The organism is Bradyrhizobium sp. WSM471 (genome assembly GCF_000244915.1).
Lineage (GTDB): Bacteria > Pseudomonadota > Alphaproteobacteria > Rhizobiales > Xanthobacteraceae > Bradyrhizobium.
The window spans coordinates 6,072,176-6,095,766 of the sequence record NZ_CM001442.1 but is presented as its reverse complement, the minus strand read 5'-3'; the positions used below and the strand labels follow the sequence as shown (position 1 = coordinate 6,095,766).

At 63.6% G+C, this 23,591-nt stretch carries 23 protein-coding genes, 1 other RNA gene and 1 pseudogene; 16 read left to right on the top strand and 9 right to left on the bottom strand.

Annotated features, from left to right (window positions below; all coding sequences use genetic code 11):
- The first annotated feature begins 30 nt into the window (after nucleotides 1-30).
- Complete coding sequence (locus BRA471DRAFT_RS27735; protein WP_007613378.1) at nucleotides 31-384, top strand: hypothetical protein; 354 nt, start codon at nucleotides 31-33, stop codon at nucleotides 382-384.
- Between the two features lie 34 nt (nucleotides 385-418).
- On the opposite strand, the pseudogene BRA471DRAFT_RS39865 reads toward BRA471DRAFT_RS27735, so the two are convergent.
- Nucleotides 419-550: pseudogene (locus BRA471DRAFT_RS39865) on the bottom strand (N-acetyltransferase); the annotation flags it as partial.
- Nucleotides 551-692: 142 nt separating this feature from the next.
- On the opposite strand from BRA471DRAFT_RS39865, the gene BRA471DRAFT_RS27730 reads away from it, so the two are divergent.
- Together BRA471DRAFT_RS27730 and BRA471DRAFT_RS27725 are read left to right on the top strand one after the other, a co-directional pair.
- Nucleotides 693-1,859 (top strand): GAF domain-containing sensor histidine kinase, encoded by a 1,167-nt coding sequence (locus BRA471DRAFT_RS27730; protein ID WP_007613376.1) that lies wholly within the window; start codon nucleotides 693-695, stop codon nucleotides 1,857-1,859.
- 281 nt (nucleotides 1,860-2,140) lie between these two features.
- Nucleotides 2,141-3,802: a hypothetical protein gene (locus tag BRA471DRAFT_RS27725; protein WP_007613375.1), complete on the top strand. Its 1,662-nt coding sequence runs from the start codon at nucleotides 2,141-2,143 to the stop codon at nucleotides 3,800-3,802.
- Between the two features lie 169 nt (nucleotides 3,803-3,971).
- Here the strand turns inward: BRA471DRAFT_RS27725 and BRA471DRAFT_RS27720 are convergent, their stop codons facing one another.
- The 7 genes from BRA471DRAFT_RS27720 to ssrA all read right to left on the bottom strand — a co-directional run bounded on the left by BRA471DRAFT_RS27720 (nucleotide 3,972) and on the right by ssrA (nucleotide 9,553).
- Nucleotides 3,972-5,843, bottom strand: coding sequence for a ferrous iron transporter B (locus tag BRA471DRAFT_RS27720; RefSeq protein WP_007613373.1), 1,872 nt, complete (start codon nucleotides 5,841-5,843; stop codon nucleotides 3,972-3,974).
- Nucleotides 5,844-5,863: 20 nt separating this feature from the next.
- A complete protein-coding gene (locus BRA471DRAFT_RS27715) occupies nucleotides 5,864-6,139 on the bottom strand; it encodes a FeoA family protein (RefSeq protein WP_007600961.1) in 276 nt (91 codons plus the stop codon).
- 130 nt (nucleotides 6,140-6,269) lie between these two features.
- Complete coding sequence (locus tag BRA471DRAFT_RS27710) at nucleotides 6,270-6,521, bottom strand: ribbon-helix-helix domain-containing protein (RefSeq protein WP_007613372.1); 252 nt, start codon at nucleotides 6,519-6,521, stop codon at nucleotides 6,270-6,272.
- A complete protein-coding gene (locus BRA471DRAFT_RS27705; RefSeq protein WP_007600963.1) occupies nucleotides 6,518-6,706 on the bottom strand; it encodes a DUF4169 family protein in 189 nt (62 codons plus the stop codon). Before BRA471DRAFT_RS27705 ends, BRA471DRAFT_RS27710 begins: the two co-directional genes overlap by 4 nt.
- Before the next feature lie 276 nt (nucleotides 6,707-6,982).
- Nucleotides 6,983-8,470 carry a class II fumarate hydratase gene (fumC, locus tag BRA471DRAFT_RS27700; RefSeq protein ID WP_035974335.1) on the bottom strand — a complete coding sequence of 496 codons (1,488 nt, stop codon included), beginning with the start codon at nucleotides 8,468-8,470 and terminating at the stop codon, nucleotides 6,983-6,985.
- Nucleotides 8,471-8,557: 87 nt separating this feature from the next.
- Nucleotides 8,558-9,073: an SspB family protein gene (locus BRA471DRAFT_RS27695; RefSeq protein ID WP_007613370.1), complete on the bottom strand. Its 516-nt coding sequence runs from the start codon at nucleotides 9,071-9,073 to the stop codon at nucleotides 8,558-8,560.
- Nucleotides 9,074-9,187: 114 nt separating this feature from the next.
- Nucleotides 9,188-9,553: a transfer-messenger RNA gene (gene ssrA, locus BRA471DRAFT_RS35945) on the bottom strand.
- 84 nt (nucleotides 9,554-9,637) lie between these two features.
- Between ssrA and BRA471DRAFT_RS27690 the strand changes: the two genes are divergently transcribed.
- The 11 genes from BRA471DRAFT_RS27690 (at nucleotide 9,638) to BRA471DRAFT_RS27640 (ending at nucleotide 19,334) form a co-directional block, all read left to right on the top strand.
- Nucleotides 9,638-10,255, top strand: coding sequence for a chromate transporter (locus tag BRA471DRAFT_RS27690; RefSeq protein WP_007613368.1), 618 nt, complete (start codon nucleotides 9,638-9,640; stop codon nucleotides 10,253-10,255).
- Nucleotides 10,252-10,782 (top strand): chromate transporter, encoded by a 531-nt coding sequence (locus BRA471DRAFT_RS27685; RefSeq protein WP_007613367.1) that lies wholly within the window; start codon nucleotides 10,252-10,254, stop codon nucleotides 10,780-10,782. Before BRA471DRAFT_RS27690 ends, BRA471DRAFT_RS27685 begins: the two co-directional genes overlap by 4 nt.
- Before the next feature lie 95 nt (nucleotides 10,783-10,877).
- The gene (locus BRA471DRAFT_RS27680) at nucleotides 10,878-11,639 is read left to right on the top strand and encodes a tripartite tricarboxylate transporter TctB family protein (protein WP_007613365.1); all 762 of its coding nucleotides are present in this window, start codon (nucleotides 10,878-10,880) and stop codon (nucleotides 11,637-11,639) included.
- Between the two features lie 7 nt (nucleotides 11,640-11,646).
- Nucleotides 11,647-13,212 (top strand): tripartite tricarboxylate transporter permease, encoded by a 1,566-nt coding sequence (locus BRA471DRAFT_RS27675; RefSeq protein ID WP_007613363.1) that lies wholly within the window; start codon nucleotides 11,647-11,649, stop codon nucleotides 13,210-13,212.
- Nucleotides 13,213-13,436: 224 nt separating this feature from the next.
- Complete coding sequence (locus BRA471DRAFT_RS27670) at nucleotides 13,437-14,231, top strand: thymidylate synthase (RefSeq protein WP_007613362.1); 795 nt, start codon at nucleotides 13,437-13,439, stop codon at nucleotides 14,229-14,231.
- A 5-nt stretch (nucleotides 14,232-14,236) separates the two neighbouring features.
- Nucleotides 14,237-14,722 carry a GNAT family N-acetyltransferase gene (locus BRA471DRAFT_RS27665; RefSeq protein ID WP_007613361.1) on the top strand — a complete coding sequence of 162 codons (486 nt, stop codon included), beginning with the start codon at nucleotides 14,237-14,239 and terminating at the stop codon, nucleotides 14,720-14,722.
- A complete protein-coding gene (locus tag BRA471DRAFT_RS27660; RefSeq protein ID WP_007613357.1) occupies nucleotides 14,722-15,231 on the top strand; it encodes a dihydrofolate reductase in 510 nt (169 codons plus the stop codon). Before BRA471DRAFT_RS27665 ends, BRA471DRAFT_RS27660 begins: the two co-directional genes overlap by 1 nt.
- Before the next feature lie 154 nt (nucleotides 15,232-15,385).
- The gene (gene hflK, locus BRA471DRAFT_RS27655; protein ID WP_007613356.1) at nucleotides 15,386-16,522 is read left to right on the top strand and encodes an FtsH protease activity modulator HflK; all 1,137 of its coding nucleotides are present in this window, start codon (nucleotides 15,386-15,388) and stop codon (nucleotides 16,520-16,522) included.
- Nucleotides 16,519-17,415, top strand: a complete 897-nt coding sequence (hflC, locus tag BRA471DRAFT_RS27650; protein WP_007613353.1) for a protease modulator HflC — start codon at nucleotides 16,519-16,521, stop codon at nucleotides 17,413-17,415. Before hflK ends, hflC begins: the two co-directional genes overlap by 4 nt.
- Before the next feature lie 71 nt (nucleotides 17,416-17,486).
- On the top strand, nucleotides 17,487-17,693 hold the full coding sequence (locus BRA471DRAFT_RS27645) for a DUF2065 domain-containing protein (protein ID WP_007613351.1): 207 nt from the start codon (nucleotides 17,487-17,489) through the stop codon (nucleotides 17,691-17,693).
- A gap of 144 nt (nucleotides 17,694-17,837) precedes the next feature.
- On the top strand, nucleotides 17,838-19,334 hold the full coding sequence (locus BRA471DRAFT_RS27640; RefSeq protein WP_007613350.1) for a Do family serine endopeptidase: 1,497 nt from the start codon (nucleotides 17,838-17,840) through the stop codon (nucleotides 19,332-19,334).
- Between the two features lie 138 nt (nucleotides 19,335-19,472).
- On the opposite strand, the gene serB is transcribed toward BRA471DRAFT_RS27640, so the two are convergent.
- Nucleotides 19,473-20,378 carry a phosphoserine phosphatase SerB gene (gene serB / locus BRA471DRAFT_RS27635; protein ID WP_007613348.1) on the bottom strand — a complete coding sequence of 302 codons (906 nt, stop codon included), beginning with the start codon at nucleotides 20,376-20,378 and terminating at the stop codon, nucleotides 19,473-19,475.
- Between the two features lie 11 nt (nucleotides 20,379-20,389).
- On the opposite strand from serB, the gene miaA reads away from it, so the two are divergent.
- Both miaA and BRA471DRAFT_RS27625 read left to right on the top strand, forming a co-directional pair.
- Nucleotides 20,390-21,346, top strand: a complete 957-nt coding sequence (miaA, locus tag BRA471DRAFT_RS27630; RefSeq protein WP_007613347.1) for a tRNA (adenosine(37)-N6)-dimethylallyltransferase MiaA — start codon at nucleotides 20,390-20,392, stop codon at nucleotides 21,344-21,346.
- A gap of 331 nt (nucleotides 21,347-21,677) precedes the next feature.
- Complete coding sequence (locus tag BRA471DRAFT_RS27625; protein ID WP_007613345.1) at nucleotides 21,678-23,453, top strand: acetolactate synthase 3 large subunit; 1,776 nt, start codon at nucleotides 21,678-21,680, stop codon at nucleotides 23,451-23,453.
- The last annotated feature ends 138 nt before the right edge of the window (nucleotides 23,454-23,591 follow it).

Below are 23,591 nucleotides of genomic sequence, written 5' to 3'. Positions count from 1 at the left end.
GTGCGACGCGTGCGCCATGAGGAGAGATCCATGAACAGCACAGACGGGCAACCGGAATCACCCGCTCCCGGTGACGGCAAGATCGCCAGATGGGCGGTCATTGCGGTGTTATGCGCCTTCCTCGTCGGTGCCGGCGCGCTCGGCTTTCTCGGCTGGTTCAGCACGACGACGGAGGTGCCAGCATCGGGTTATGTCGCACTGGTGCTCGGCGTCGTGTTTTCGCTGGTCGTCGGCATCGGCTTGATGGCGCTGGTGTTCTACAGCAGCCGCAAGGGTTACGACGAACCGGCGGTGCTGATCCAGCAGCCGGAGAATGACTCGGACGATGACGGCGTCAGCTCAGGCTCCACCACACCGAGCGAACGCACTGAGCGAGTACGCTGAGCCGGATGCTGGCTTCGAGTTCGGGGTGGGTCTACGTCCTCTCCGCCGAACGGACGCCTCTGAAATATCGGGACACCTCGGCATGGAGATGCAATGCGACGAGGTCGGCCAGGTGATCCTCGCGAAGCCTCTCGGCGGAGAGCCCAGCCGTGCTGAATTGTTCCATTGGGAACAGATAGCCGCTTCCAACGTGGAGCGTCGAGTAACATTGACGCGGAATGACTTGGCTGGCAGTGCTTTTCACGTTGCAACGGCGCGCTTCAGTTGGGGTGACGGTCGTCCTGCGAATGTTCCGATGCGGAGTGGCAATGGATTTCGAGCGCGACATAGCCAGGGTCAGCGGAATCGCTGCGGTCTCGACCATCCTGGACGTGATCAGCCGGACCACCGGCATGGGGTTTACGGCCGTTGCCCGCGTCACCGAGGACAGGTGGATCACCTGTGCCTCGCGCGACCAACTCGCGTTCGGGCTGAAACCCGGTGACGAGCTCAAGGTCGAGACCACGATCTGCCACGAGATCCGGCAGAGCCGTGACGCCGTCGTCATCGAGAATGTCAGCGAAGACGCCGGCTTCAGCACGCATCACACGCCTGCGCAATATGGCTTCCAAAGCTACATCTCCGTGCCGATCATTCTTCCCGACGGATCATTTTTCGGAACTCTTTGCGCGATCGATCCGAAGCCGCGCAAGCTTCGGACGCCCGAGATCATCGGCATGTTCAAGCTTTTTGCGGAGCTGATCGCGTCTCACCTCGATGCGGCCGAACGCGTCGAGCTGATCGCGAACAGGCTCGCGCTGGAACAACGCAATGCCGAACTGCGTGAGCAGTTCATCGCCGTGCTCGGTCACGACCTCCGAAACCCTCTTGCCTCGATCCAGGGCGGCCTTCGGCTTCTGCACAAGAAGGTCGATGACGAGGGGAAGAACTGGATCAACCTGCTGCAGGGAAGCGTGGCCCGGATGGCGGGCCTGATCGACAATGTCATGGACTTCGCCCGCGCGCGGCTCGGCGCCGGGATGCAGCTCAAGCTGAGAGAACAGGCCCTCGAGCCTGTTATCAAGCAGATCGTCGCGGAGTTCGAGAACGTGCATCCGGATCGCGTCATCGAAACTGTCGTCAACGTTCCGGGACCCGTGAGAATCGACGCCGACCGCATAGGTCAGATGCTGTCCAATCTTCTCGGCAACGCGATTTCCTATGGCGCCGCCGACAAGCCGATCAGGGTGCTGGCGCAGACGACCGAAGCCGGCTTCGACATCAGCGTTGTCAACAAAGGCGCGCCAATTCCGGCTGATGCGATCCCGCGCCTTTTCACTGCGTTCGATCGCGGCGACGTTCTGCCGAACCAGAAAGGGCTTGGGCTCGGACTGTACATTGCCCAAGAGATCGTGCGCGCCCATGGCGGGTTGATCGTCGCGTCGTCGATGCTGGATGAGACGGTGTTCACCGCGTCGTTCCCGGCGAGCGGCTGAGAAGGCGTGCTACGCCGGCCTAGCTTGCCGTCACGAAGCGTCGCGCCAATTCCCCGACAATACGATCATGCGCCTGTTTTGCCCGACGGCGCAACCGGCGCCTTGTTGAGATGCCGGGTCTTGCGGACAAGGCATTGGGCCTCTTCCGAGGGAGCTGCACGAAAACTTCCAGAGGGTGTGAATTGGTTCACACACACGTGGTCGCTCCGGATTTACGGTACAGCCTAATTCCGCGTAGAGCGGCCCGTTCGAACTATCTCGCTCAAGAGGGAGTTCAGGCTATGGCTAGCATCGTGTTGGGAATTGTCATTTCCATTTTGCTGTCGACACAAGCCTCCGCAGATCAGGTCGGCGACGCCGCGTCCGACCTGGTTCCTTCGCTGGTGCGCTGGTCCATCACGTTGTTGGGCCTTGTCGTGGCAGGCCGGTTAGCCTGGCAGGCTTTTGGCCGCGCGGTCAACATTGCCGAAGTCCCGACTTTCCCGCGATACATGACGACCCGGCAGCAGTATCGATTGGGCGGGTTCATCTTTGTCGTATTCTCATGCGGCTTCTTCCTTCTTCTCATCCATGAGAACCGCGACGTCATTGCCCTGGCGCCGCTGGTTCCTGCAATCCCGGAGACGGTCATAGAGGCTGCGAAAAGTCAGTCTGCTCCGTACCTGACCGTCGTCGCAGCAATGGGGGCCGTGTATCTGTTCCTCCTGACGAAGGAGGCTCAGTGGAACGTCCTGCTGATGGTGCGCGATGTGATCCAGAGCTGGATCAGCGTGCCTCAGCTCGCGAAGCAGATCATGGCGCAAATCCGCTTTTCGCTGCGTGTGCCGCAGGATGTGCTCTCGAAAGTCATCGCGAATTCTCCGGATGTCGTCGATCAGGACTTCCGCAAGGACCCGAACACCCCGGATCGCATGTGGGCGGAAATCTGTTACATGAAATGGTGGCTGGCGCAGGGACGCGACACCGGAGATGACGCCACCTTCTTCACCGAGGACAGCTTTGGTTTCGACAAGCTGATGGCAGACTTCCAGCAGGCGGCGCCGACGATGAGCCAGTGGAAGGCTGGGACGTTGACGGGCCTTGCTGCGCCCCCGGCCACGCAATTGATCAAGGACCTCTACAATCGATTTGCCCGGCTTGTCGCGTGTTACCTGATCTATCGCAACGGCTCTCGCATCGACCTGCGCAACGAGGCCAGCAAATTCGGCATCGAAATCGATGCGCCCATTCACGACAATCCGCTACGGTACTGGATCGTCTATATCATTGCCTTGATCTGCTCCGTTTATCTGGGAGTGACCATTTCGGCCGTAATTTATGACGTGCTGCAAGGCAGAGGCGTTGTCTGGGCGCAGGACCCCAATCGCTCGATTGCATGGGTCATGTATTCGCTTTGCAATTATGGATTGGCAATCGTCGTAGTTCTCTTGCTTCGATTTGCGATGTCGTCTCTGGGAAGCAATTCAGATCAGTCCCACCTCACCACTTATTGCTGGAGCTTCCTGGTCGCGCTCGCCGTAGGGCCCGCTGGCCTGACGGTGGCCGTGCATAATTTTGGCGAGGGCAATTTGCGGGAAATGTCTCTTGCCAGCCTTTACTTTGCGATGTTGCGGTGGGGCCTCGGGCCGGCGCTCGTGACAGTCTATATTTCGTACTATCTCGACAGGCAGAGCTGCTCCGATCTGCCGGACATCGACAATTCGATGCGAACGGTCGCGTGGCGACTGTTCAATTGCTTCGGCTTTGCGGCAACCAACGTGTTCTTGCTTCTGCCCCAACTGCTGTCGCTGGTGGCACAGGAGGGGGCAATCTGGGACACCAATAAGCTGCGCTTCATTGCGGCTGGGACGACGTTCTGTCTGGCACTCGGCCTCGCATTGGCCGCACAGTTCGCGCTCAAGAAGGAGCGGATTGGAACGGTGCTGGCGCATAGACCGGCTTGACGCCAGATATGGTCGGTCATGGCGCTGATGGCATCATGCTCCTGTTTTGCTCGACGGAGCAACTGGCGCGGCCCTGCGGCCGGATGATTTTCGCCCACGCGTAAGTCATTGATTTTACAACGCCCGTCTACTGTGCATGGGGTTGTTTTCGCAATTTTTGTTTTGGGACCTATCCCGCCCCGAACGCGACCGCGACATTGTAGGTCAGAAGGCTCGCGGCATAGGCCAGCACCAGCATGTAGAAGAAGGTGACGGCCATCCAGGTCCAGCTTCCGGTCTCGCGCCGTATCACGGCGAGCGTGGATGCGCATTGCGGGGCGAAGATGTACCAGGCCAGCATCGACAACGCGGTCGCGAGCGACCATTTCGTCGCCAGCACCTGGCCGATCTGCTCGGCCGCTTCCTTGCCGCCTTCGATCGCATAGACGGTGCCGAGTGCTGCGACAGCGACCTCGCGCGCCGCCATGCCCGGGATCAGCGCGACCGCGAGCTGCCAGTTGAAGCCGACCGGCGCCAGCAGCGGCTCGAGTGCCTTGCCGATGATCGCGGCCAGGCTGAAGTCGATCGCCGGTTCGGTGGCGCCCGCTGGCGGCTGCGGGAACGAGGCCAGGAACCAGATCAGCACCATCATCGAGAAGATCGTGGTGCCGGCGCGGTGCAGGAACATCTTGGCCCGCGTGTAGACGCCGATCGCGATCGATTTCAGCCGCGGCATCTTGTAGTCCGGCAGCTCCAGCATGAACGGCGCCGGCGCATAGTCGCGCAGCATGAAGAATTTGATGAGGAACGAGACGGCAAGCGCGCTGATGATGCCGGCAGCGTAGAGGCCGAACATCACGAGGCCCTGGAGGTTGATGAAGCCCCAGACGTCTTTTGCCGGAATGAAGGCGGAGATGATCAGCGTGTAGACGGGGATGCGGGCCGAGCAGGTCATCAGCGGCGCGATCAGGATCGTGGTCAGCCGGTCGCGCTTGTTGTCGATCACGCGCGTCGCCATGATGCCGGGGATGGCGCAGGCGAAGCTCGACAGCAGCGGAATGAAGGCGCGGCCGTGCAGGCCGGCGCCGCCCATGATGCGGTCCATCAGGAACGCGGCGCGCGCCATATAGCCGAAATCTTCCAGCAGCAGGATGAACAGGAAGATGATGATGATCTGCGGCAGGAACACGATGACGCTGCCGACGCCTGAGATCACGCCGTTCTGCAGGAAGCTTTGCAGCAGGCCGGCGGGCAGGGTGGCGTGCACGAACTCGCCGAGCGAATCGAAGCCGGAATTGAGCAGCTCCATCAGCGGCTGCGCCCAGGCGAACACCGCCTGGAACATCACGAACAGGATCGCGGCGAGCACGATCAGCCCGCCGACGGGATGCAGCACGATCGCGTCGATCCGCGCGGTCCAGGTGTCGGGCCGGCTGGGCAGGCTGACGCAGTCGGCGATGATGCGGTCGGCTTCGCGCTGGGTGGCGCGCAGGTCGGCCACGCTGAGCGCCCGCCAATTGTTCTCTCCCGGCTCGGCGGCGAGCTTCGCCGAAATCTCGTCGGTCAGCGACAGCAGGTCGGCCGTGCCGCCCTTGCGCACCGCGATCGAGGTGACCACGGGCACGCCGAGCTCCTTGGCGAGCCGCTCGACGTCGACAGTGATCCCGCGGCGGGTCGCGATGTCGAACATGTTGAGCACGAGGATCATCGGCCGGCCGGTGCGCTTGAGCTCCAGCAGCAGGCGGATGGTCAGGCGCAGATTGGTCGAATCCGCCACGCACAGCACGAGGTCGGGCAGGGTCTCGCCGGTGGCCTTGCCGAGCACGAAGTCGCGAGTGATCTCCTCGTCCGGGCTGCGGCCGCGCAGCGAATAGGTGCCGGGCAGGTCGACCACGGAGACCTGACGTCCCAACGGCGTGACGAAGAAGCCTTCCTTGCGCTCGACGGTGACGCCGGGATAGTTCGCGACCTTCTGCCGGCTGCCGGTCAGCGCATTGAACAGCGAGGTCTTGCCGCTGTTTGGCGTGCCGACCAGGGCGAGGTGGAGTAGGGGCAATTCCATGGAATTGGGGTCCGGTCGCTTCAGGCGACGATAATGGCCATGGCTTCGCGACGGCGGACCGCGATGGTGATGCTGTCGACCCGCACGGCGATCGGGTCGCGCCCGACCAGCCCCTCGTGCAGGACTTCGACCCGGGCGCCCTCGACGAAGCCGAGCTCGATCAGCCGGCTCTCGAGTTCGATGTCCGAGAGCGCCGAGCCTGCGTCCTTGGGGGAAAGGTGCTGGATGACGCCGGTATAGCCGCGCTGGGCCAGGCCCAGCGGCATCTGCGGACGCGTATCATGGATGTCGGTCATGCCCTGTATTTTCAACGCAGGGCATCGAGGTCAAGCGCGCTCGGTCGCTGAAACTGCACCTTAGAGTGATTTTAAAGTACCAGCTTCGTGACGGAGGCGATTGGCGCCAGGATCGGCGTCAAAGCGACTGCTAGGCCGGGACCTTTTCCGCCTGGATGGCGGCCATGGCGCGGCTCTTGAAGTAGTCGAGCACGAACAGGCGGATCGCCGAGGACAGATTGCCCTGCTGGCGGTTGCCGTCGATCTCGCCGACCAGCTCGGACAGCGTCATGTTGCGCAGGCCCGAGATCTCCTTCATGCCGTTCCAGAACGCCTCTTCCAGGCTGACGCTGGTCTTGTGACCGGCGACGACGATCGACCGTTTCACGACGGGCGACTTCATGGCTGCTCCTCGCGATCGATCCGGTGCTGGTCCAGGTGCGCCTTCGCCTGGTCCGCGCGCGTCTCCTCCGCCGACCGCTCCGCCTTCGTGCGGCCGAACTTCGTTCGGTTGGCGTCCGCCTGCTTCGCCGTGGCTTCCCGCTCGGCGCGCTTCCGGAAACGATTCAGGTTGATGACGTTCGCCATGTCGCGTCTCCATCATCCGATCCTCCGTGGGCAGGATGAAACATTCAGAAACTGTGCGCCGCACTGCGCCCGATGAGACTTGATCGCCATTCGCTTGTCCTCGTCAATCGACCCTTGGGCCATCAAACGATGAATTCCGCCCCATGGGGACGGAGGGGCTGCGTAACACGCAATCCCGCCGCGACATTGACGGTAATCAAATCCCGTCCTTTAAGCCCTACATTTAATGGAGCTAGGGGCTCCGTATCATTACGGATGGCTATCGGAATTCGGAATTTATCCCGGGCTGGTCATCTTCTCGGGGCGCACCAGGCGGTCGAACTCCTCCGCCGAGACGAAGCCGAGCCGCAGCGCCTCTTCCTTCAGGGTGGTGCCGTTGGCATGCGCCGTCTTGGCCACCTTGGCCGCGTTGTCGTAGCCGATCTTGGGGGCGAGCGCCGTCACCAGCATCAGCGAACGCTGCATCAGTTCCTTGATGCGCTTCTCGTCGGCACGGATGCCGCTGACGCAATGCTCGGTGAAGGAGCGCGCGGCGTCCGCCATCAGCCGGATCGAGTGCAGCATGTTGTAGGCCAGCACGGGCTTGTAGACGTTGAGCTCGAAATGGCCCTGGCTGCCGGCGACCGTGATCGCGGTGTGATTGCCGAACACCTGGCAGCACACCATCGTCATCGCCTCGCACTGCGTCGGATTGACCTTGCCCGGCATGATCGAGGAGCCCGGCTCGTTCTCCGGCAGCATCAGTTCGCCGAGGCCCGACCGCGGACCCGATCCGAGCAGGCGGATGTCGTTGGCGATCTTGAACAGGCCTGTCGCGACCGAATTGATGGCACCGTGCGCCAATACATAGGCGTCGTTCGAGGCCAGCGCCTCGAATTTGTTGGCGGCGCTGGTGAAGGGCAGCTTCGTAATCCCGGCAACGTGCTTTGCGAACAGTTTTGCAAAGCGCGGCTTCGAATTGAGGCCGGTGCCGACGGCGGTGCCGCCCTGCGCCAGCGGATAGAGCTCCTTCACCGCGACCTTGAGCCGGGCGATGCCGCTTTCGACCTGCGCGGCATAGCCGGAAAATTCCTGGCCGAGCGTCAGCGGCGTCGCATCCTGGGTGTGGGTGCGGCCGATCTTGACGATCTTTGCGAACTCCTTCTCCTTCTTGCGCAGCGCGCGCAGCAATTCGCCGAGGGCAGGGACGAGATCGGCGGTGATGCGGCTTGCCGCCGCAATATGCATCGCGGTCGGGAACGAGTCGTTCGACGACTGGCTCATGTTGACATGATCGTTGGGATGCACCGGTTTCTTGGCACCGAGCTCGCCGCCCAGGAGCTCATTGGCGCGGTTGGCGATGACCTCGTTGAGATTCATGTTGCTCTGGGTGCCCGAGCCGGTCTGCCACACCACCAGCGGAAAATGATCGTCCAGCTTGCCCTCGATCACCTCGCGCGCGGCGCGGATGATGGCGTTGGCGCGGCGCTGGTCGAGCAGGCCGAGCTCCTGGTTCGATTGCGCCGCGGCGAGCTTGACGATGCCGAGCGCATGCACGAGCGAGATCGGCATGCGATCGGTGCCGATGCGAAAATTCTGGCGCGAGCGTTCGGTCTGCGCCCCCCAATAGCGATCGGCGAGGACCTCGATCGGGCCGAAGCTGTCGGTCTCGGTGCGGGTCGCCGGGCGTGAGGAACGGTCGGTCTTCGAGCGGGCAGCCTTCGAGCGGGAAATCTTCGAGCGGGAAGTCTTCGAGAGGGAAGTTTTGGCCATGAGCACATCCATTCCGCCGCACGAAATACCGCGCGGCCTCTTCATGTGCCTCTATATAGGGAGTTTGGCCGCCTGCGACGGGCGCCAGTCCGATCTAGATCATTTCTTGCGGAAACGATCCAATCGCACGACTTCGGCGCCGCCCTGGTTCGGAGCCGCCGGCTCCTCGCTGCCTTCCGCAGGTTCAGTGGCAGGGGCCACCGCGACTGCGGACGGGGCGGGAGCGGCCGGCAATGTCTCGGCCGAGAGGTCGGCGACATCGGAGGTGTCGAACTGGAGGCCGAATTTCACCGACGGATCGAGGAAGCTCTTGATGGCGCTGAACGGCACGATCAGCCGCTCCGGAATGCCGCCGAAGGACAGGCCGACCTCGAAGCGGTCTTCGAGCACGGTTAGATCCCAGAACTGGTGCTGCAGGATGATCGTCATCTCTTCCGGATATTGGGCCAGCAGCCGCGACGACAGCTTCACGCCCTCGGCCTTCGACACGAAGGTGATGAAGAAATGATGCTCGCCGGGCAGTCCCTGCGACGCGGCGTCGGTCAGCACCTTGCGCAACACGCCGCGCAGCGCGTCGCGGGCCAGCACATCGTATCGGATATGATCGGTCGCCATGGTGGTCCTGTTGCATTCCAGGAGCTGGGCCCTGCCGGCCCGACTCGCCAAGCCGCAATAGTACCGCGCCTGACGGGTCAGCAGGAGTCCCCGCGGGGTAGGAAATAAGAGGTAAGTGGAGGCTTCTGTTGCCAGGTGCCTCCGAACCCCGCCTAACGGAGCTTAACCCGTTAGGACTTCAGAATGGTCTTTCAAACTGCGTTACGCAGCCTGAGCAACCGGAGCAAAGTTGTCGTTGGCAACTATTGCATAGCCCGATAACGGCGGAACAATACCGGGAAAAAGAACGCCCTTTACGCCCTCGTCGATCCTATTTCGCCCCCGCCAAAGCCCGCTTCAGGGCCAGCCCGCTGGTGGGCTTTGGTGGAGGCGCCGGGTACCGCCCCCGGGTCCGAATGGTTTATTGCGACGACCGTTTATTTCCATAGCCGGCGGACCGGCACTCCCAATATAGGGGGCAAACGTTTCAAATAACAGGTGTTTCGAGCGATCATTCGGAGGTTCCGTCTGGATAGGTTCCCGGCAGGCTTGGCCGCGCGTCGGCCGGCGTTCTAAGCTCCTGACATGTCCGAGGATTCCGCACCGGCCGCCCAACAACCAGTTCAAGAGCCGGACCGGCCAGCCACTCGCGCCGTTCCGCCCGGGCTGCTCGCGCTGTTTCTGGCCTTCGCGCGGATGTCGCTGGCGGGCTTCGGCGGGGTTTTGGTCTTCGCCAGGCAGGCCATCGTCGAGCAGCACCGCTGGATGACGGCGGACGAGTTCAACGAGACGTTTGCGCTCTGCCATTTCCTGCCCGGGCCGAACATCGTCAATCTGTCGATGGTATTCGGCGCGCGGCTGCGCGGGATCGCCGGCGGCATTGCCGCTTTTGCGGGGCTGTTGCTGCCGCCCACGCTGATCATGACGGTGCTCGCGATCATCTATGCCCGGTTCGGCGATGTGGAGGTGCTGCGCCGCATCCTCGCGGGCATCTCCTGTTCGGCCGTCGGTCTCTTGATCGCGGTGGTCTTCCGGATGATGACGCCGCTGCTCAAGCGGCTGGACGCCGTCGCGCTCATCCTGATGCTGGGCGTCTTCCTCGCCATCGGCGTCCTTCGCCTGCCGCTCCAGGCCGTGCTTTTGGTTGCGATCCCCGTCAGTGTCGGCGCCATTTTCCTGATGCGGCGGAAGGTAGCAGCATGAACGCGGAGAACCCGATCTGGGCGCTGATCTCGGCCTTCGGTCTGATGTCGCTGTTCGCAGTCGGCGGCGCCGCCGCGGCGGTGCCCGAGATGCATCGCATCGCGGTCGAGGTGCATCACTGGATGACCGACAAGCAATTCGCCGACGCCTATGCGATCGCGCAGCTTTCACCAGGTCCGAACGTCCTTATCGTCACGTTAATCGGCTATGCGGTCGCTGGCATCCCCGGCGCCCTGGCGGCGACCTTGGCCATGTGCCTGCCCACCGCGCTGCTTGCCTATTATGTCAGCCGGCTCCTCAACCGGCCGAGCCAGTCGCGCTGGCCCGGGCTGATCCAGACTGCACTGGTTCCGCTCTCGATCGGCTTGATGGCGGCGAGCGCCCTGATCCTCGCCGAGTCGACCGATCGCACGCTTGCTGCGCTGCTTCTGACCGCAACAGTTGCAGTGGTCGCATCCGTCTCGCGCATCAATCCACTTTGGATTTTGCTCGTCGGGGGCTTGTTGGGTTTTGCTGGCATTGTGTAATGAAAATGGCTAGGCAGGGATCCGGGCGGGGGCATCGATTTCCAGCCGATTAGAACAACAGTGCTCGTGGCTTACGGGTCGCGGAGGAGACATGCATGGCCGATACGATGGGCCACTCGGCGACAGCCAACCGAAACACTTCGGTGGTGATCAGCTTTTGTCTGCTGGCCATAGCGCCGCAGATTTTCGAATTCATCTGGTCGTTCGGGACGATCTTTGGCTGGGGCGCCGGACGCGGCCCGGCGGCGGTGGTGATCAGCCACGCTACGGCGCTGCTCGCGGGCGCGCCCGGCGCGTTGCTCGGGGCGGTCGGCGGTGACACCAAGAAGGCGTCATCCGATGTGCTGCTGGCGCTGATCTATTCCTATCCGATCTTGGCCGTGGCGATTCTCACGATCTTCATGACGATCAGGTCGGCGCAGGACTATGTCGGCGGGATCGTGCTGATGGCGCTCGCCTTGTTCGCACTGTGGGCCTCCAGCGATTTGCAGGGCATGCGGGGCTTCTCCTTCGGCGCCGGCACGGCGCCGCGGATGTTTGGCGGGCTCCTGGTTGCACTTGGCGCCGGCATTGCGTTGACGGGACTGCTGACCGACGGGCCGGCGATGGCGCACTATGCCTGGCGCGGGCCGCTCTTCGTGATGATCTCGATCGTCTTCTTCGCCCTGGCGATTCGTCCACTTGGCGTGGTGGTGACGGCGTTCACGAGCTTCCTGATCTCGGCGATGGGCACGCATGAAACGCGCTGGGTCGAAGCGATCATCGTCGGCGCCTGCCTGACGCTCGGTTGCGCGCTGCTCTTCCCCTATGTGCTGGGGCTGCCGATGCCGATGTTCCCGCGCTTCCTGGTTCAGTGAGGGTGTGATGTTCGATCTCTTCCACAATCTGGGCCTTGGTTTCGGTGTGGTGTTTCAGATCTCGTGGTGGTCACCCTGGTGGCTCTACGGTTTGTCGCTGCCGATCTCGATCAACATTCTCATGTGCCTGATTGGCGCATTGGTCGGCACGCTGGTCGGCGTGCTGCCCGGTATCGGCACCGTCGCAACCGTGGCGATGCTCCTGCCGATCACGTTCGGATTGCCGCCAGTCGGTGCGCTGATCATGCTCGCCGGCATCTATTACGGTGCCCAGTACGGCGGCTCCACCACCTCGATTCTGGTTAATATTCCCGGTGAGGCGACCTCGGTCGTCACGGCCATCGACGGTCACCAGATGGCGAAGCAGGGCCGTGCCGGCCCGGCGCTGGCGATCGCGGCGATCGGCTCGTTCTTTGCCGGCTGCGTCGCGACCGTGCTCATCGCCGTGCTCGGTGCGCCGCTGACCAAGCTCGCGCTGGCGTTCGGCCCGGCCGAATATTTCTCACTGATGGTGCTCGGCCTGATCTTCGCGGTTGTGCTGGCAAAGGGCTCGGTTCTGAAGGCGATCGCGATGATCGTGTTCGGCCTGATGCTGTCGATGGTCGGCTCCGACATCGAGACCGGCGCCTCGCGCATGGCGTTCAACATTCCGGAGCTTGCCGACGGTCTCGGCTTTGCGACGGTGGCGATGGGCGTGTTCGGCTTCGCCGAGATCATCCGCAACCTCGACGCCGGCGCCGAGATGAACCGCGACCTCGTGCAGCAGAAGATCACCGGCTTAATGCCGACCAGGAAAGACCTGATCGACTCGGCGCCTGCGATCTTGCGCGGCACCGTGCTCGGCTCGATCCTCGGCATCCTGCCGGGTGGCGGCGCTGTCATCGCGTCCTTTGCGTCCTACACGCTCGAGAAGAAGATCGCCAAGAACCCGTCGCGGTTCGGCCGCGGTGCGATCGAAGGCGTGGCGGCGCCGGAAAGCGCCAACAATGCCGCGGCGCAGACCTCCTTCATCCCGTTGCTGACACTCGGCATTCCGCCCAACGCCGTGATGGCGCTGATGGTGGGCGCGATGACCATCCACGGCATCGTGCCGGGTCCGCAGGTGATGCAGAAGCAGCCGGAGCTGGTCTGGGGCATGATCGCCTCGATGTGGATCGGCAATCTGATGCTGATCATCATCAACCTGCCGCTGGTCGGAATCTGGGTGCGGCTGTTGCGCGTCCCCTACCGTTTGATGTTCCCCTCGATCGTGATCTTCTGCGCGATCGGCATCTACTCGGTGAACAACGCGCCGGTCGACGTCATCCTCGCAGGCGTGTTCGGTCTGGTCGGCTACTGGCTGATCAAGCACGATTTCGAGCCGGCGCCGCTGCTGCTCGGCATGGTGCTCGGACCGCTGATGGAAGAGAACCTGCGCCGCGCGCTGCTGATTTCGCGCGGCGACTGGAGCGTCTTCCTGACGCGTCCGCTGTCGGCCGTGCTGCTCGCGATTGCGTCTTTCCTCCTGGTGCTCACGGTGCTGCCCGCGTTGCGTGCCAAGCGTGACGAGGTGTTCACGGAATCCGAGAACTAAGGCGACCCGCCTCGTGTCGGGCGCGCCGTGGCTCGAACCCTAGCTGGCAAGTTGGCCAGCAGGATCAACCTGATAGACGAGGGGCGGGACGCCGAGTTCCGCCCCTTGTCGTTTGCACCGGGAACGCTCACTTTTCCGGGTATAATGCCCACGGACGGCGAATCGCCGCTGTCGCATCGCGGGGGCGGCCGCTAAATTCGCCGCCTCCCCAAAGGCCCACGCACATGCACCAGTATCAGGACCTGCTCGAGCGGATTCTTTCAGACGGCGCCGAAAAGACCGACCGGACCGGCACTGGCACGCTGTCGGTGTTCGGCCATCAGATGCGCTTCAATTTGTCCGCCGGTTTTCCGATGCTGACCACCAAGCGGCTGCCGCTGAAGGCGATCGTGCACGAGCTGTTGTGGTTCCTGAAGGGCGATACCAACATCAAATATCTGCGCGACAACGGCGTCACCATCTGGGACGAGTGGGCCGACGCCAATGGCGATCTGGGCCCCGTCTACGGCCATCAGTGGCGCTCCTGGCCCGCGCCGGACGGACGCAGCATCGATCAGATCGCGAACGTGATCGACATGATCAAGCGCAATCCGGACTCGCGCCGCCTGATCGTCTCGGCCTGGAATCCGGCCGAGGTCGACAAGATGGCGCTGCCGCCGTGCCACTGCCTGTTCCAGTTCTACGTCGCCAACGGCAAGCTATCGTGCCAGCTCTATCAGCGCTCGGCTGACGTGTTCCTCGGCGTGCCCTTCAACATCGCCTCTTACGCGCTGCTCACCATGATGGTGGCGCAGGTCACGGGCCTGAAGCCCGGCGACTTCGTGCATTCGTTCGGTGACACCCATCTCTATTCCAACCATCTGGAACAGGCGAAGCTCCAGCTCACGCGCGCGCCGCGCGCGCTGCCGGTGATGCGGATCAATCCCGACGTGAAGGATATCTTCTCCTTCCGTTACGAGGACTTTGAGCTCGTCGGCTACGATCCGCATCCGCACATCAAGGCCGCGGTCGCGGTCTGAAGTCGATGTCGCTCAACATCCGCCGTGTGTGTCCCGGTGAGGCCGGGCTTGTTCTCGCTTTCATCCGCGAACTGGCCGAGTACGAAAAACTTTCGCACGAGGTCGAGGCGACCGAGGACATGATTGCGGAGGCGCTGTTCAGTAGCAATCCGCAACTCTTTTGCGCCCTCGCCGAGTGGAACGGCGAGCCGGTCGGCTTCGCGGTGTGGTTTGCGAATTTCTCGACGTTCAGCGGCCGCCACGGCATCTATCTCGAAGACTTGTATGTGCGGCCGTCGCATCGGGGCAGGGGCCTCGGCAAGGCTCTGCTCGTGCACCTTGCCAGGGAATGCGTCGAGAACGGCTGGTCGCGGCTGCAATGGGCGGTGCTCGACTGGAACGCGCCGTCGATCGCGTTCTACAAGTCGCTCGGTGCCATCATGCTGGAGGACTGGACGCTGTGCCGCGTCACCGGTCCGGCGCTGACGCGGCTTGCCGGGAGCGCGACCTGATGGAGATCGTCTTCGTTGTCGCGATCGCGGAGAACGGCGTCATCGGCGCCGGCAACGCAATGCCGTGGCGAATGAAATCCGACATGGCGCGCTTCAAGGCGCTCACCATCGGCAAGCCCGTGATCATGGGCCGCAGGACCTTCGAATCCCTGCCCCGGCCGCTTCCCGGCCGCACCAATATCGTCGTCACGCGCGATGCGGATTATCGCGCCGCTGGCGCCATCGTCACGACATTGACTGCCGCCGCAGACGCCATCGCGCGCGGCGATGCCCTGCGGCGTTCGGTCGCCGAGATCGCCGTGATTGGCGGCGCCGAAATCTATCGGCAATGGCTCGATCGCGCCGATCGCCTCGAAATCACCGAAGTGCATGCCCGCCCCGAAGGCGATACGCATTTCGGCATCGACAGGGCAGAGTGGGATGAGGTTGAGCGCATCCGTCATCCAGCCGGACCCCACGACAGCGCCGACTACTCCTATGTGACATATCGTCGGCGGGCGGGCCATTAACCGCATTTGCCAATGTTAACATTGACTTTTCTGCCCCCGAGCTTAGCTCGGAGGGCGGCGAGGGCTGCGTTGTAAGGGACCTGCCTGTCCCCTATAAAGCCGGACCGGACAAAGCGGGCGGGGGGCAATTTCACCCTGCCGAGGAGAGCGTCGAATGCCGTGGAAGAATCAGGGCGGTGGCCCATGGGGCTCGGGTCCGAAGGGGCCATGGGGCAACGGCCCGCAACCGGTCGGGCCAAGGCCGCCGGATCTGGAAGACCTTCTGCGGCGCGGCCAGGATCGCCTCCAGCAGATCATGCCGGGTGGCTATTTCTCCGGCATCGGCATCACGCTGATCGTGCTCCTCATCGTCGCGTTCTGGCTGCTGTCGGGCTTCTTCCGGGTGCAGTCCGAAGAGCTCGGCGTCGTGCTGCGCTTCGGCAAGCATGTCCGCACCGTAGAGCCTGGCCTGAACTACCATCTGCCCTATCCGATCGAGACCGTGCTGCTGCCAAAGGCATTGCGCGTTTCCACCATCTCCATCGGCATGACGCTGATCGACGATCCGGCGCGGCGCGGCCGCTCCATTCGTGACGTGCCGGAAGAGAGCCTGATGCTGACCGGCGACGAGAACATCGTGGACGTCGACTTCACGGTGCTCTGGCGCATCAAGCCCAACGGCGTCGGCGATTTCCTCTTCAACATCCAGAATCCCGAAGGCACCGTGAAGGCGATCGCCGAGAGCGCGATGCGCGAGGTGATCGGCCGCTCTCAGATCCAGCCGATCCTGACCGGCGCGCGCAACGTCACCGAACAGGGCGTGCAGGAACTGATCCAGAAGACCCTGGACAGCTACGGCGCCGGCATTCAGATCAGCCAGGTGCAGATGCAGAAGGTCGACCCGCCGGCGCAGGTGATCGACGCCTTCCGCGACGTCCAGGCAGCGCGCGCCAATCTCGAGCAGTTGCAGAACGAGGCGCAGACCTATGCCAACCAGGTCGTGCCGCAGGCACGCGGACGTGCGGCGCAGATTATGCAGGCCGCCGAAGGCTACAGGGAGCAGACGGTCGCCGAGGCCAAGGGCCAGAGCTCGCGCTTCTTGAAGGTTTACGAGGAATACAAGAAGGCGCCCGACGTGACGCGTGAACGGATTTATCTGGAGACGATGGAGCGCGTGCTCGGCGGCTCGGAAAAGCTGATCTATGACGGCGGCCAGTCGGGCCAGGGCGTCGTGCCTTATCTGCCGCTCAGCGAATTGACGACCAAGCGGCCGCCCGCAACCGGCCAGCAGACGACCGGAGGCAACCGATGAGATCTCCGGTCACAGGCATCGTCACGCTGCTCGGGCTCCTGCTCGTCGTGATCGTGGGCTACATGTCCCTGTTCACGGTGGCGCAGACCGAGCAGACCATCGTGCTGCAGTTCGGCAAGCCCGTCGACGTCGTCACCGATCCCGGCCTGCACTTCAAGGCGCCGTGGAATTCGGTGATCAACATCGACAAGCGCATCCTCGATCTTGAGAACCCGTCGCAGGAAGCGATCGCGTCCGACCAGAAGCGGCTCGTGGTCGACGCCTTCGCGCGTTACCGCATCAAGGACGCGCTTCGCTTCTATCAGAGCATCGGCTCGATCCAGGCCGCCAACATCCAGCTCACCACGCTCTTGAACGCGGCGCTGCGCCGCGTGCTCGGCGAGGTCACCTTCATCAACGTGGTCCGCGACGACCGCGAGAAGCTGATGCAGCGCATCCGCGATCAGCTCGACCACGAGGCCGACGGCTACGGCATCCAGGTCGTCGACGTCCGGATCCGCCGTGCCGATTTGCCGGAGCAGAACAGCCAGGCGGTCTATCAGCGCATGAAGACGGAACGCGAGCGCGAAGCCGCCGAGTTCCGCGCGCAGGGCGGCCAGAAGGCACAGGAGATCCGCTCCAAGGCCGACCGCGAGGCGACCGTGATCGAGGCGGATGCGAGGTCGCTGGCCGAGCAGACGCGCGGCGTCGGCGATGCCGAGCGCAACCGTCTGTTCGCCGAAGCCTACGGCAAGGATGCGGATTTCTTCGCCTTCTACCGCTCGATGACGGCCTATGAGAACGGGCTGCGCGCGAACGACACCCGCTTCCTGCTGCGCCCGGACTCGGATTTCTTCCGGTTCTTTGGTAACCCGTCCGGCAAGACGGCGACCACGACGCTGGCGAAGCCGTAAGCGAGACAAGGGCGGCAGGTCCGGCCGCCCTTCGTCCAGACAAGAACAGCACAACGGGAGGTTCCAATCCGATGAGGTCCATTGCGTTCACCGACTTCCTCATCGGTTTGGGCATCCTGTTCGTGCTGGAAGGCTTGATGTTCGCGGCAAGCCCGGCCTGGATGCGCAAGGCCATGAAAAGCGCGATGGCCACGCCGGACAATGTCCTGCGGGCGGTCGGCATTGGTTCGGCCGTGGCCGGCCTGATCCTGATCTGGGTTATGCGACGTCCAATTTAGCCGTCGCACCAACGCCAAAGTGAAGGCGAGGGACCGGTTTTCGCCTTATTATCCGGGTTCTGAGGCCCGTTAAGGTCCGCGCTTGCGCCGTCCCCCCGTTCGAGCGCAGTCTTGACCTCGAATCCTTGTTTCCTGGAGATCACAATGACCGCTGCCACCATTGCCCCGACCCGTTTGCGCTTAGGGCTGGCCGCGCTCGCCTTTGGCGCTTTCAGCGCACTCGGCACACCGGCCCATGCGCGCGGACCGGATGGCATCGCCGACGTCGCCGAGAAGGTGATCGACGCGGTCGTCAACATCTCGACCTCGCAGACCGTCGAGGCCAAGGGTGGCGGCGGGAATGCCATGCCGCAACTGCCGCCTGGTTCGCCCTTCGAGGAGTTCTTCGACGACTTCTTCAAGAATCGGAAGGGTCCCGGCGGCGGCAGCAAGGGCGGCGAGAACGGCCCGGCGCCGCGCAAGACCAACTCGCTCGGAAGTGGCTTCATCATCGACACATCAGGCGTCGTCGTCACCAACAACCACGTCATCGCGGACGCCGACGAGATCAACGTCATCCTCAACGACGGGACCAAGATCAAGGCCGATCTGGTCGGTGTCGACAAGAAGACCGACCTTGCCGTGCTGAAGTTCAAACCGCCGAAGCCGCTGGTGTCGGTGAAGTTCGGCGATTCCGACAAGCTGCGCCTCGGCGACTGGGTCGTCGCGATCGGCAATCCTTTCAGCCTCGGCGGCACCGTGACAGCCGGTATCGTCTCGGCGAAGAACCGTGACATCTCGTCAGGTCCCTACGACAGCTACATTCAGACCGACGCCTCCATCAACCGCGGCAATTCCGGCGGTCCGCTGTTCAACCTCGATGGCGATGTCATCGGCGTCAACACGCTGATCATCTCGCCCTCCGGCGGCTCGATCGGCATCGGCTTCGCCGTACCGTCGAAGACGGTCGCGGGTGTCGTCGACCAGCTCCGCCAGTTCGGCGAGTTGCGCCGCGGCTGGCTGGGCGTGCGCATCCAGAGCGTCACCGACGAGATCGCCGAGAGCCTCAACATCAAGCCGCCGCGCGGCGCGCTGGTTGCCGGCGTCGACGACAAGGGCCCGGCCAAACCGGCCGGCATCGAGCCCGGCGACGTCGTCGTCAAGTTCGACGGCAAGGACGTCAAGGACCCCAAGGATCTCTCTCGCGTGGTCGCCGACACGGCGGTCGGCAAGGAGGTCGACGTCGTCATCATCCGGAAGAGTCAGGAGGAGACAAAGAAGGTCACGCTCGGCCGGTTGCAGGATCCCGAGAAGGTGCAGGCCGCAGTGAAGACCGACGAGCCTCCGCCTGAAAAGACCGTGACACAGAAGGCGCTCGGCCTCGACCTCGCGGCGCTGAGCAAGGATCTGCGTACGCGCTACAAGATCAAGGACAGCGTCAAGGGCGTTGTCGTCACCAATGTCGACGCCAATTCGGATGCCGCCGAGAAGCGCATCTCCGCCGGCGACGTCATCGTCGAGGTGGCGCAGGAGGCCGTCTCCAGCGGCGCCGATATCCAGAAGCGGGTCGACCAGCTCAAGAAGGACGGCAAGAAGTCGGTGTTGCTGCTGGTGTCGAACGCCGACGGCGAGCTTCGGTTTGTCGCGCTGAGCGTGCAGTAGGCGCACGAGCAGCCACACATTCACTGTCATGCTCCGCGAAAGCGGGGCATCCAGTACGCCGCGGCTTTTCCGTATCCTCGCGCTGTCTCGGGAATACTGGATCACCCGCTTTCGCGGGTGATGACAGCGGAGAGGAGACTACGCCTCCACGAATTCCTCCCGCCGATACCCCTGCGCGTACAGGAGCGCGGTGAGGTCGCCATGATCGATCCGGGCCGCCGCAGCCGCGGCCACCGCAGGCTTCGCATGATACGCCACGCCCAGGCCCGCCGCCTGGATCATCGCGAGATCATTGGCGCCGTCGCCAACCGCCAGCGAGTCCACGTCGTCGAGATCGAACGACTCCATTAGATCCACCAGCGTCGCGAGCTTTGCCGCGCGCCCCAAGATCGGCTCCTTCACCTCGCCGGTAAACTTGCCGTCGCGGACGACGAGCTCGTTGGCGCGGTTCTCCTGGAAACCGATCCTGGTGGCGACCGCGCTGGTGAACAGCGTAAAGCCGCCGGACACGAGACAGGCATAGGCGCCATGGGCGCGCATGGTCGCGACCAGTTCGCGGCCACCCGGCGTCAGCGTAATGCGCTTGGCCAGCACCTCGTTGACCGCACTGGCGGGGAGGTCCTTGAGCAGCGCGACGCGCTCGCGCAGCGCCGGCTCGAACTCGACCTCGCCGCGCATCGCGCGCTCGGTGATGGCTGCCACATGGGCCTTCACCCCGACGAAATCGGCGAGTTCGTCGATGCATTCCTGACCGATCATGGTGGAATCCATGTCGGCGAGAAAAAGCTTCTTGCGCCGGAAGCCGACTGGCTGCACGACGATATCGATGGGCAGGTCGCCTCGAATCTCGCGAAGTCGCTGCTCGATGGCGTGACGGTCGCCTTCGAGGTTACTGTCGGCACCGAAGGGGATATCGACTGCAACCCCGTCGAACAGCCAGTGCGCCGGAGCTGCCTGAGGCAGCACGGCGCGGGCGCCGTCGACGATGGTCGAGTCGAGCGCGGGACTATTCGGGTTGCAGATCAGCGTGGCGACGAGGGACATTTGAGGTTTTCGTGAGCGAGGGGCAAATCGGCAGAAGGCATGTTGGCAAGGCGGTGCTTATCGCAGGCCCGACCGCCAGCGGCAAGTCGGCGCTGGCGCTCGAGCTTGCGCTCGCTGCGGGCGGGGTCGTGATCAATGCCGATTCCATGCAGGTCTACCGCGACCTCCGCATCATCACCGCGCGCCCCACCCTTGGCGACGAAGCGCAGGTGCCTCATCGCCTGTACGGCCATGTCGACGCGGCCGTGAATTTTTCGGCTGGTGCCTGGGTGAGTGACGCGGCGAGGGCGCTCGAAGAGGCGCAAGCGGAGGGCCGCCTGCCGATCTTCATCGGCGGGACCGGGCTGTACTTCAAGGCGCTGACGGCGGGCCTTTCAATGGTGCCGCCGATCCCTGTCGAGGTGCGCGAGGACGTCCGGGCGCGGCTGGAGCGGAACGGCGTCGAAGCGCTGCACGCGGAACTCGCAGCCTCCGATCCGCGGGCGGCCGAGCGATTGAACCTGCGCGATCGCACGCGCATTGCGCGCGCGCTGGAAGTGCTCGAAGCCACCGGCCGGTCGCTGCTGGACTGGCACCATGAGGGCCAGCCGCCGCTCTTGCCCAGGGACAGTTTTCGCGCGGTGTTCCTCGCGCCCGAGCGCGACGAGCTCTATGCGCGCATCGACGCCCGCTTCGACGTCATGTTGGGGGCCGGCGCGCTGGAGGAGGTCGAGCGTCTCGCCGCCCGCAACCTCGATCCGCTGTTGCCGGCCATGAAGGCTCATGGTGTGCCGGCGCTGATCCGGCATCTGCGCGGTGAGCTCAGCCTGGAGCAGGCGGCTACCATTGGCCGGGCCGACACCCGCCATTATGCCAAGCGGCAGTTCACCTGGTTCCGGCACCAATTGCCCGAATTCGAGTGGGTGAAGCCGGAAGAGATTCGGGGCTGGCTGGCGGCGGCCGTGAACGCTGCCCGGGACCCCGGTTGACACGCTTTTGTGCCTCGGCTGCCGAATTTACCTCTCGCCCAATTCCGGGAACGCCGCTACACTGCCAAAATCGCGCGGGAACGGCCGCATTGCCTTGACATCGGGGCATTGGCCGCTATGTTTCGCGCAACCTTTGGGAAGCCGGGCACCTGCCATGCGTAACATTATTACCAAACTCCTTATCGCCGTCGTACCCAGGCACACCGCCGGGGGTGGCTAGCTGCCATCCACATGACAGGCGGTGTGCATGGGGCCCTCTTCGGGGCCTTTTTTATTTCCGAAAACCCGACACGAACGAAGCCGCTGACAACAGCGCATCCGGAGCAAGCCAATGAGCGACAAGAGCCACGATCCGAACCAGATGACCGGCGCCGCGATGATCGTCCGCGCGCTCATCGATCATGGCGTGACCGACATTTTCGGCTATCCCGGCGGTGCGGTGCTCCCGATCTACGACGAGATCTTCCAGCAGAGCGAGGTCCAGCACATCCTGGTCCGGCATGAGCAGGGCGCGGGCCACGCCGCCGAGGGCTATGCGCGTTCGACCGGCCGGCCCGGCGTTGCACTGGTGACCTCCGGTCCCGGCGCCACCAACATGGTGACGCCGCTCACCGACGCGCTGATGGACTCGATCCCGCTGGTCTGCATCTCCGGCCAGGTGCCGACGCATCTCATCGGCAACGATGCGTTCCAGGAATGCGACACTGTCGGCATCACGCGCCCCTGCACCAAACACAATTGGCTGGTGCGCGACGTCAACGATCTTGCAAAGGTGCTGCACGAGGCGTTTTACGTTGCGACCACGGGTCGACCGGGCCCGGTGCTCGTCGACGTGCCCAAGGACGTGCAGTTCGCGACCGGCACCTATCATCCACCGCGCAAGTCCGACGTGCATCGCTCCTACGCGCCGCGGGTGAAGGGCGATGCGACGCAGATCCGCAAGGCCGTGGCGCTGCTCGCAGGCGCCAAGCGTCCCGTGATCTACAGCGGCGGCGGCGTGATCAATTCCGGCCCCGAGGCGACCAGACTGCTGCGCGAACTGGTCGAGGTCACCGGCTTTCCGATCACCTCCACGCTGATGGGCCTCGGCGCATATCCCGCGTCGGGCAAGAGCTGGCTCGGCATGCTCGGCATGCACGGCACCTACGAAGCCAACATGACCATGCATGATTGCGACGTCATGCTGTGCGTCGGCGCGCGCTTCGACGACCGTATCACCGGCCGCGTCGACGCGTTCTCGCCGGGCTCGAAGAAGATCCACATCGACATCGACCCGTCCTCGATCAACAAGAACATCCGCGTCGACGTGCCGATCATCGGCGACTGCGGCAACATCCTCGGCGACATTCTCCAGGTGTTCAAGGCGGAGGCGAAGAAGCCCGACATCAAGGCCTGGTGGCAGCAGATCGCGCAGTGGCGCGCCCGCAACTCGCTCTATTACAGGAAGAGCAATGACGTCATCCTGCCGCAGCACGCGATCCAGAGCCTGTTCGAGGCGACGCGCGGCAAGGACACCTACATCACCACCGAGGTCGGCCAGCATCAGATGTGGGCCGCGCAGTTCTACGGCTTCGAGGAGCCGCATCGCTGGATGACCTCGGGCGGTCTCGGCACCATGGGCTACGGCCTGCCGGCCGCGGTCGGCGTGCAGGTGGCCCATCCCGACAGCCTCGTCATCGACATCGCGGGCGATGCCTCGGTGCAGATGACGATGCAGGAGATGTCGACGGCGGTGCAGTACGAGCTGCCGATCAAGATCTTCATCCTGAACAACCAGTACATGGGCATGGTGCGGCAGTGGCAGCAGTTGCTCCATGGCAACCGCCTGTCGCATTCCTACTCGGAGGCGATGCCGGACTTTGTCAAGCTTGCGGAAGCCTACGGCGGCGTCGGCTTCCAGGTGCACAAGCCCGGCGATCTCGACGGTGCCATCCAGGAGATGATCTCGGTCAAGCGCCCGGTGCTGTTCGACTGCCGTGTCGCGTCGCTGGAAAATTGTTTCCCGATGATCCCCTCCGGCAAGGCGCACAACGAGATGCTGTTGCCGGAGCAGGCGAACGACGAAGCCACCGCAAAGGCGTTCGCCGGCGGCAAGGCGCTGGTGTGAGCGTGATGGTCACAAACGCCGCTGTCGTCGCCCGGCTTGACCGGGCGATCCAGTACGCCGCGGCCTGTCGATCGCTCTCAGGGGCCTCTGGAATACTGGATCCCCGCCTTCGCGGGGATGACAGTCGCGAGAGATGGA

What these genes read in the sequence shown, in the direction of transcription:
- BRA471DRAFT_RS27735 (WP_007613378.1), top strand. Translation starts at nt 31, where the DNA reads ATGAACAGCACAGACGGGCAACCGGAATCACCCGCTCCCGGTGACGGC.
- BRA471DRAFT_RS27730 (WP_007613376.1), top strand. Translation starts at nt 693, where the DNA reads ATGGATTTCGAGCGCGACATAGCCAGGGTCAGCGGAATCGCTGCGGTC.
- BRA471DRAFT_RS27725 (WP_007613375.1), top strand. Translation starts at nt 2,141, where the DNA reads ATGGCTAGCATCGTGTTGGGAATTGTCATTTCCATTTTGCTGTCGACA.
- BRA471DRAFT_RS27720 (WP_007613373.1), bottom strand. Translation starts at nt 5,843, where the DNA reads ATGGAATTGCCCCTACTCCACCTCGCCCTGGTCGGCACGCCAAACAGC.
- BRA471DRAFT_RS27715 (WP_007600961.1), bottom strand. Translation starts at nt 6,139, where the DNA reads ATGACCGACATCCATGATACGCGTCCGCAGATGCCGCTGGGCCTGGCC.
- BRA471DRAFT_RS27710 (WP_007613372.1), bottom strand. Translation starts at nt 6,521, where the DNA reads ATGAAGTCGCCCGTCGTGAAACGGTCGATCGTCGTCGCCGGTCACAAG.
- BRA471DRAFT_RS27705 (WP_007600963.1), bottom strand. Translation starts at nt 6,706, where the DNA reads ATGGCGAACGTCATCAACCTGAATCGTTTCCGGAAGCGCGCCGAGCGG.
- fumC (WP_035974335.1), bottom strand. Translation starts at nt 8,470, where the DNA reads ATGGATGTGCTCATGGCCAAAACTTCCCTCTCGAAGACTTCCCGCTCG.
- BRA471DRAFT_RS27695 (WP_007613370.1), bottom strand. Translation starts at nt 9,073, where the DNA reads ATGGCGACCGATCATATCCGATACGATGTGCTGGCCCGCGACGCGCTG.
- BRA471DRAFT_RS27690 (WP_007613368.1), top strand. Translation starts at nt 9,638, where the DNA reads ATGTCCGAGGATTCCGCACCGGCCGCCCAACAACCAGTTCAAGAGCCG.
- BRA471DRAFT_RS27685 (WP_007613367.1), top strand. Translation starts at nt 10,252, where the DNA reads ATGAACGCGGAGAACCCGATCTGGGCGCTGATCTCGGCCTTCGGTCTG.
- BRA471DRAFT_RS27680 (WP_007613365.1), top strand. Translation starts at nt 10,878, where the DNA reads ATGGCCGATACGATGGGCCACTCGGCGACAGCCAACCGAAACACTTCG.
- BRA471DRAFT_RS27675 (WP_007613363.1), top strand. Translation starts at nt 11,647, where the DNA reads ATGTTCGATCTCTTCCACAATCTGGGCCTTGGTTTCGGTGTGGTGTTT.
- BRA471DRAFT_RS27670 (WP_007613362.1), top strand. Translation starts at nt 13,437, where the DNA reads ATGCACCAGTATCAGGACCTGCTCGAGCGGATTCTTTCAGACGGCGCC.
- BRA471DRAFT_RS27665 (WP_007613361.1), top strand. Translation starts at nt 14,237, where the DNA reads ATGTCGCTCAACATCCGCCGTGTGTGTCCCGGTGAGGCCGGGCTTGTT.
- BRA471DRAFT_RS27660 (WP_007613357.1), top strand. Translation starts at nt 14,722, where the DNA reads ATGGAGATCGTCTTCGTTGTCGCGATCGCGGAGAACGGCGTCATCGGC.
- hflK (WP_007613356.1), top strand. Translation starts at nt 15,386, where the DNA reads ATGCCGTGGAAGAATCAGGGCGGTGGCCCATGGGGCTCGGGTCCGAAG.
- hflC (WP_007613353.1), top strand. Translation starts at nt 16,519, where the DNA reads ATGAGATCTCCGGTCACAGGCATCGTCACGCTGCTCGGGCTCCTGCTC.
- BRA471DRAFT_RS27645 (WP_007613351.1), top strand. Translation starts at nt 17,487, where the DNA reads ATGAGGTCCATTGCGTTCACCGACTTCCTCATCGGTTTGGGCATCCTG.
- BRA471DRAFT_RS27640 (WP_007613350.1), top strand. Translation starts at nt 17,838, where the DNA reads ATGACCGCTGCCACCATTGCCCCGACCCGTTTGCGCTTAGGGCTGGCC.
- serB (WP_007613348.1), bottom strand. Translation starts at nt 20,378, where the DNA reads ATGTCCCTCGTCGCCACGCTGATCTGCAACCCGAATAGTCCCGCGCTC.
- BRA471DRAFT_RS27625 (WP_007613345.1), top strand. Translation starts at nt 21,678, where the DNA reads ATGAGCGACAAGAGCCACGATCCGAACCAGATGACCGGCGCCGCGATG.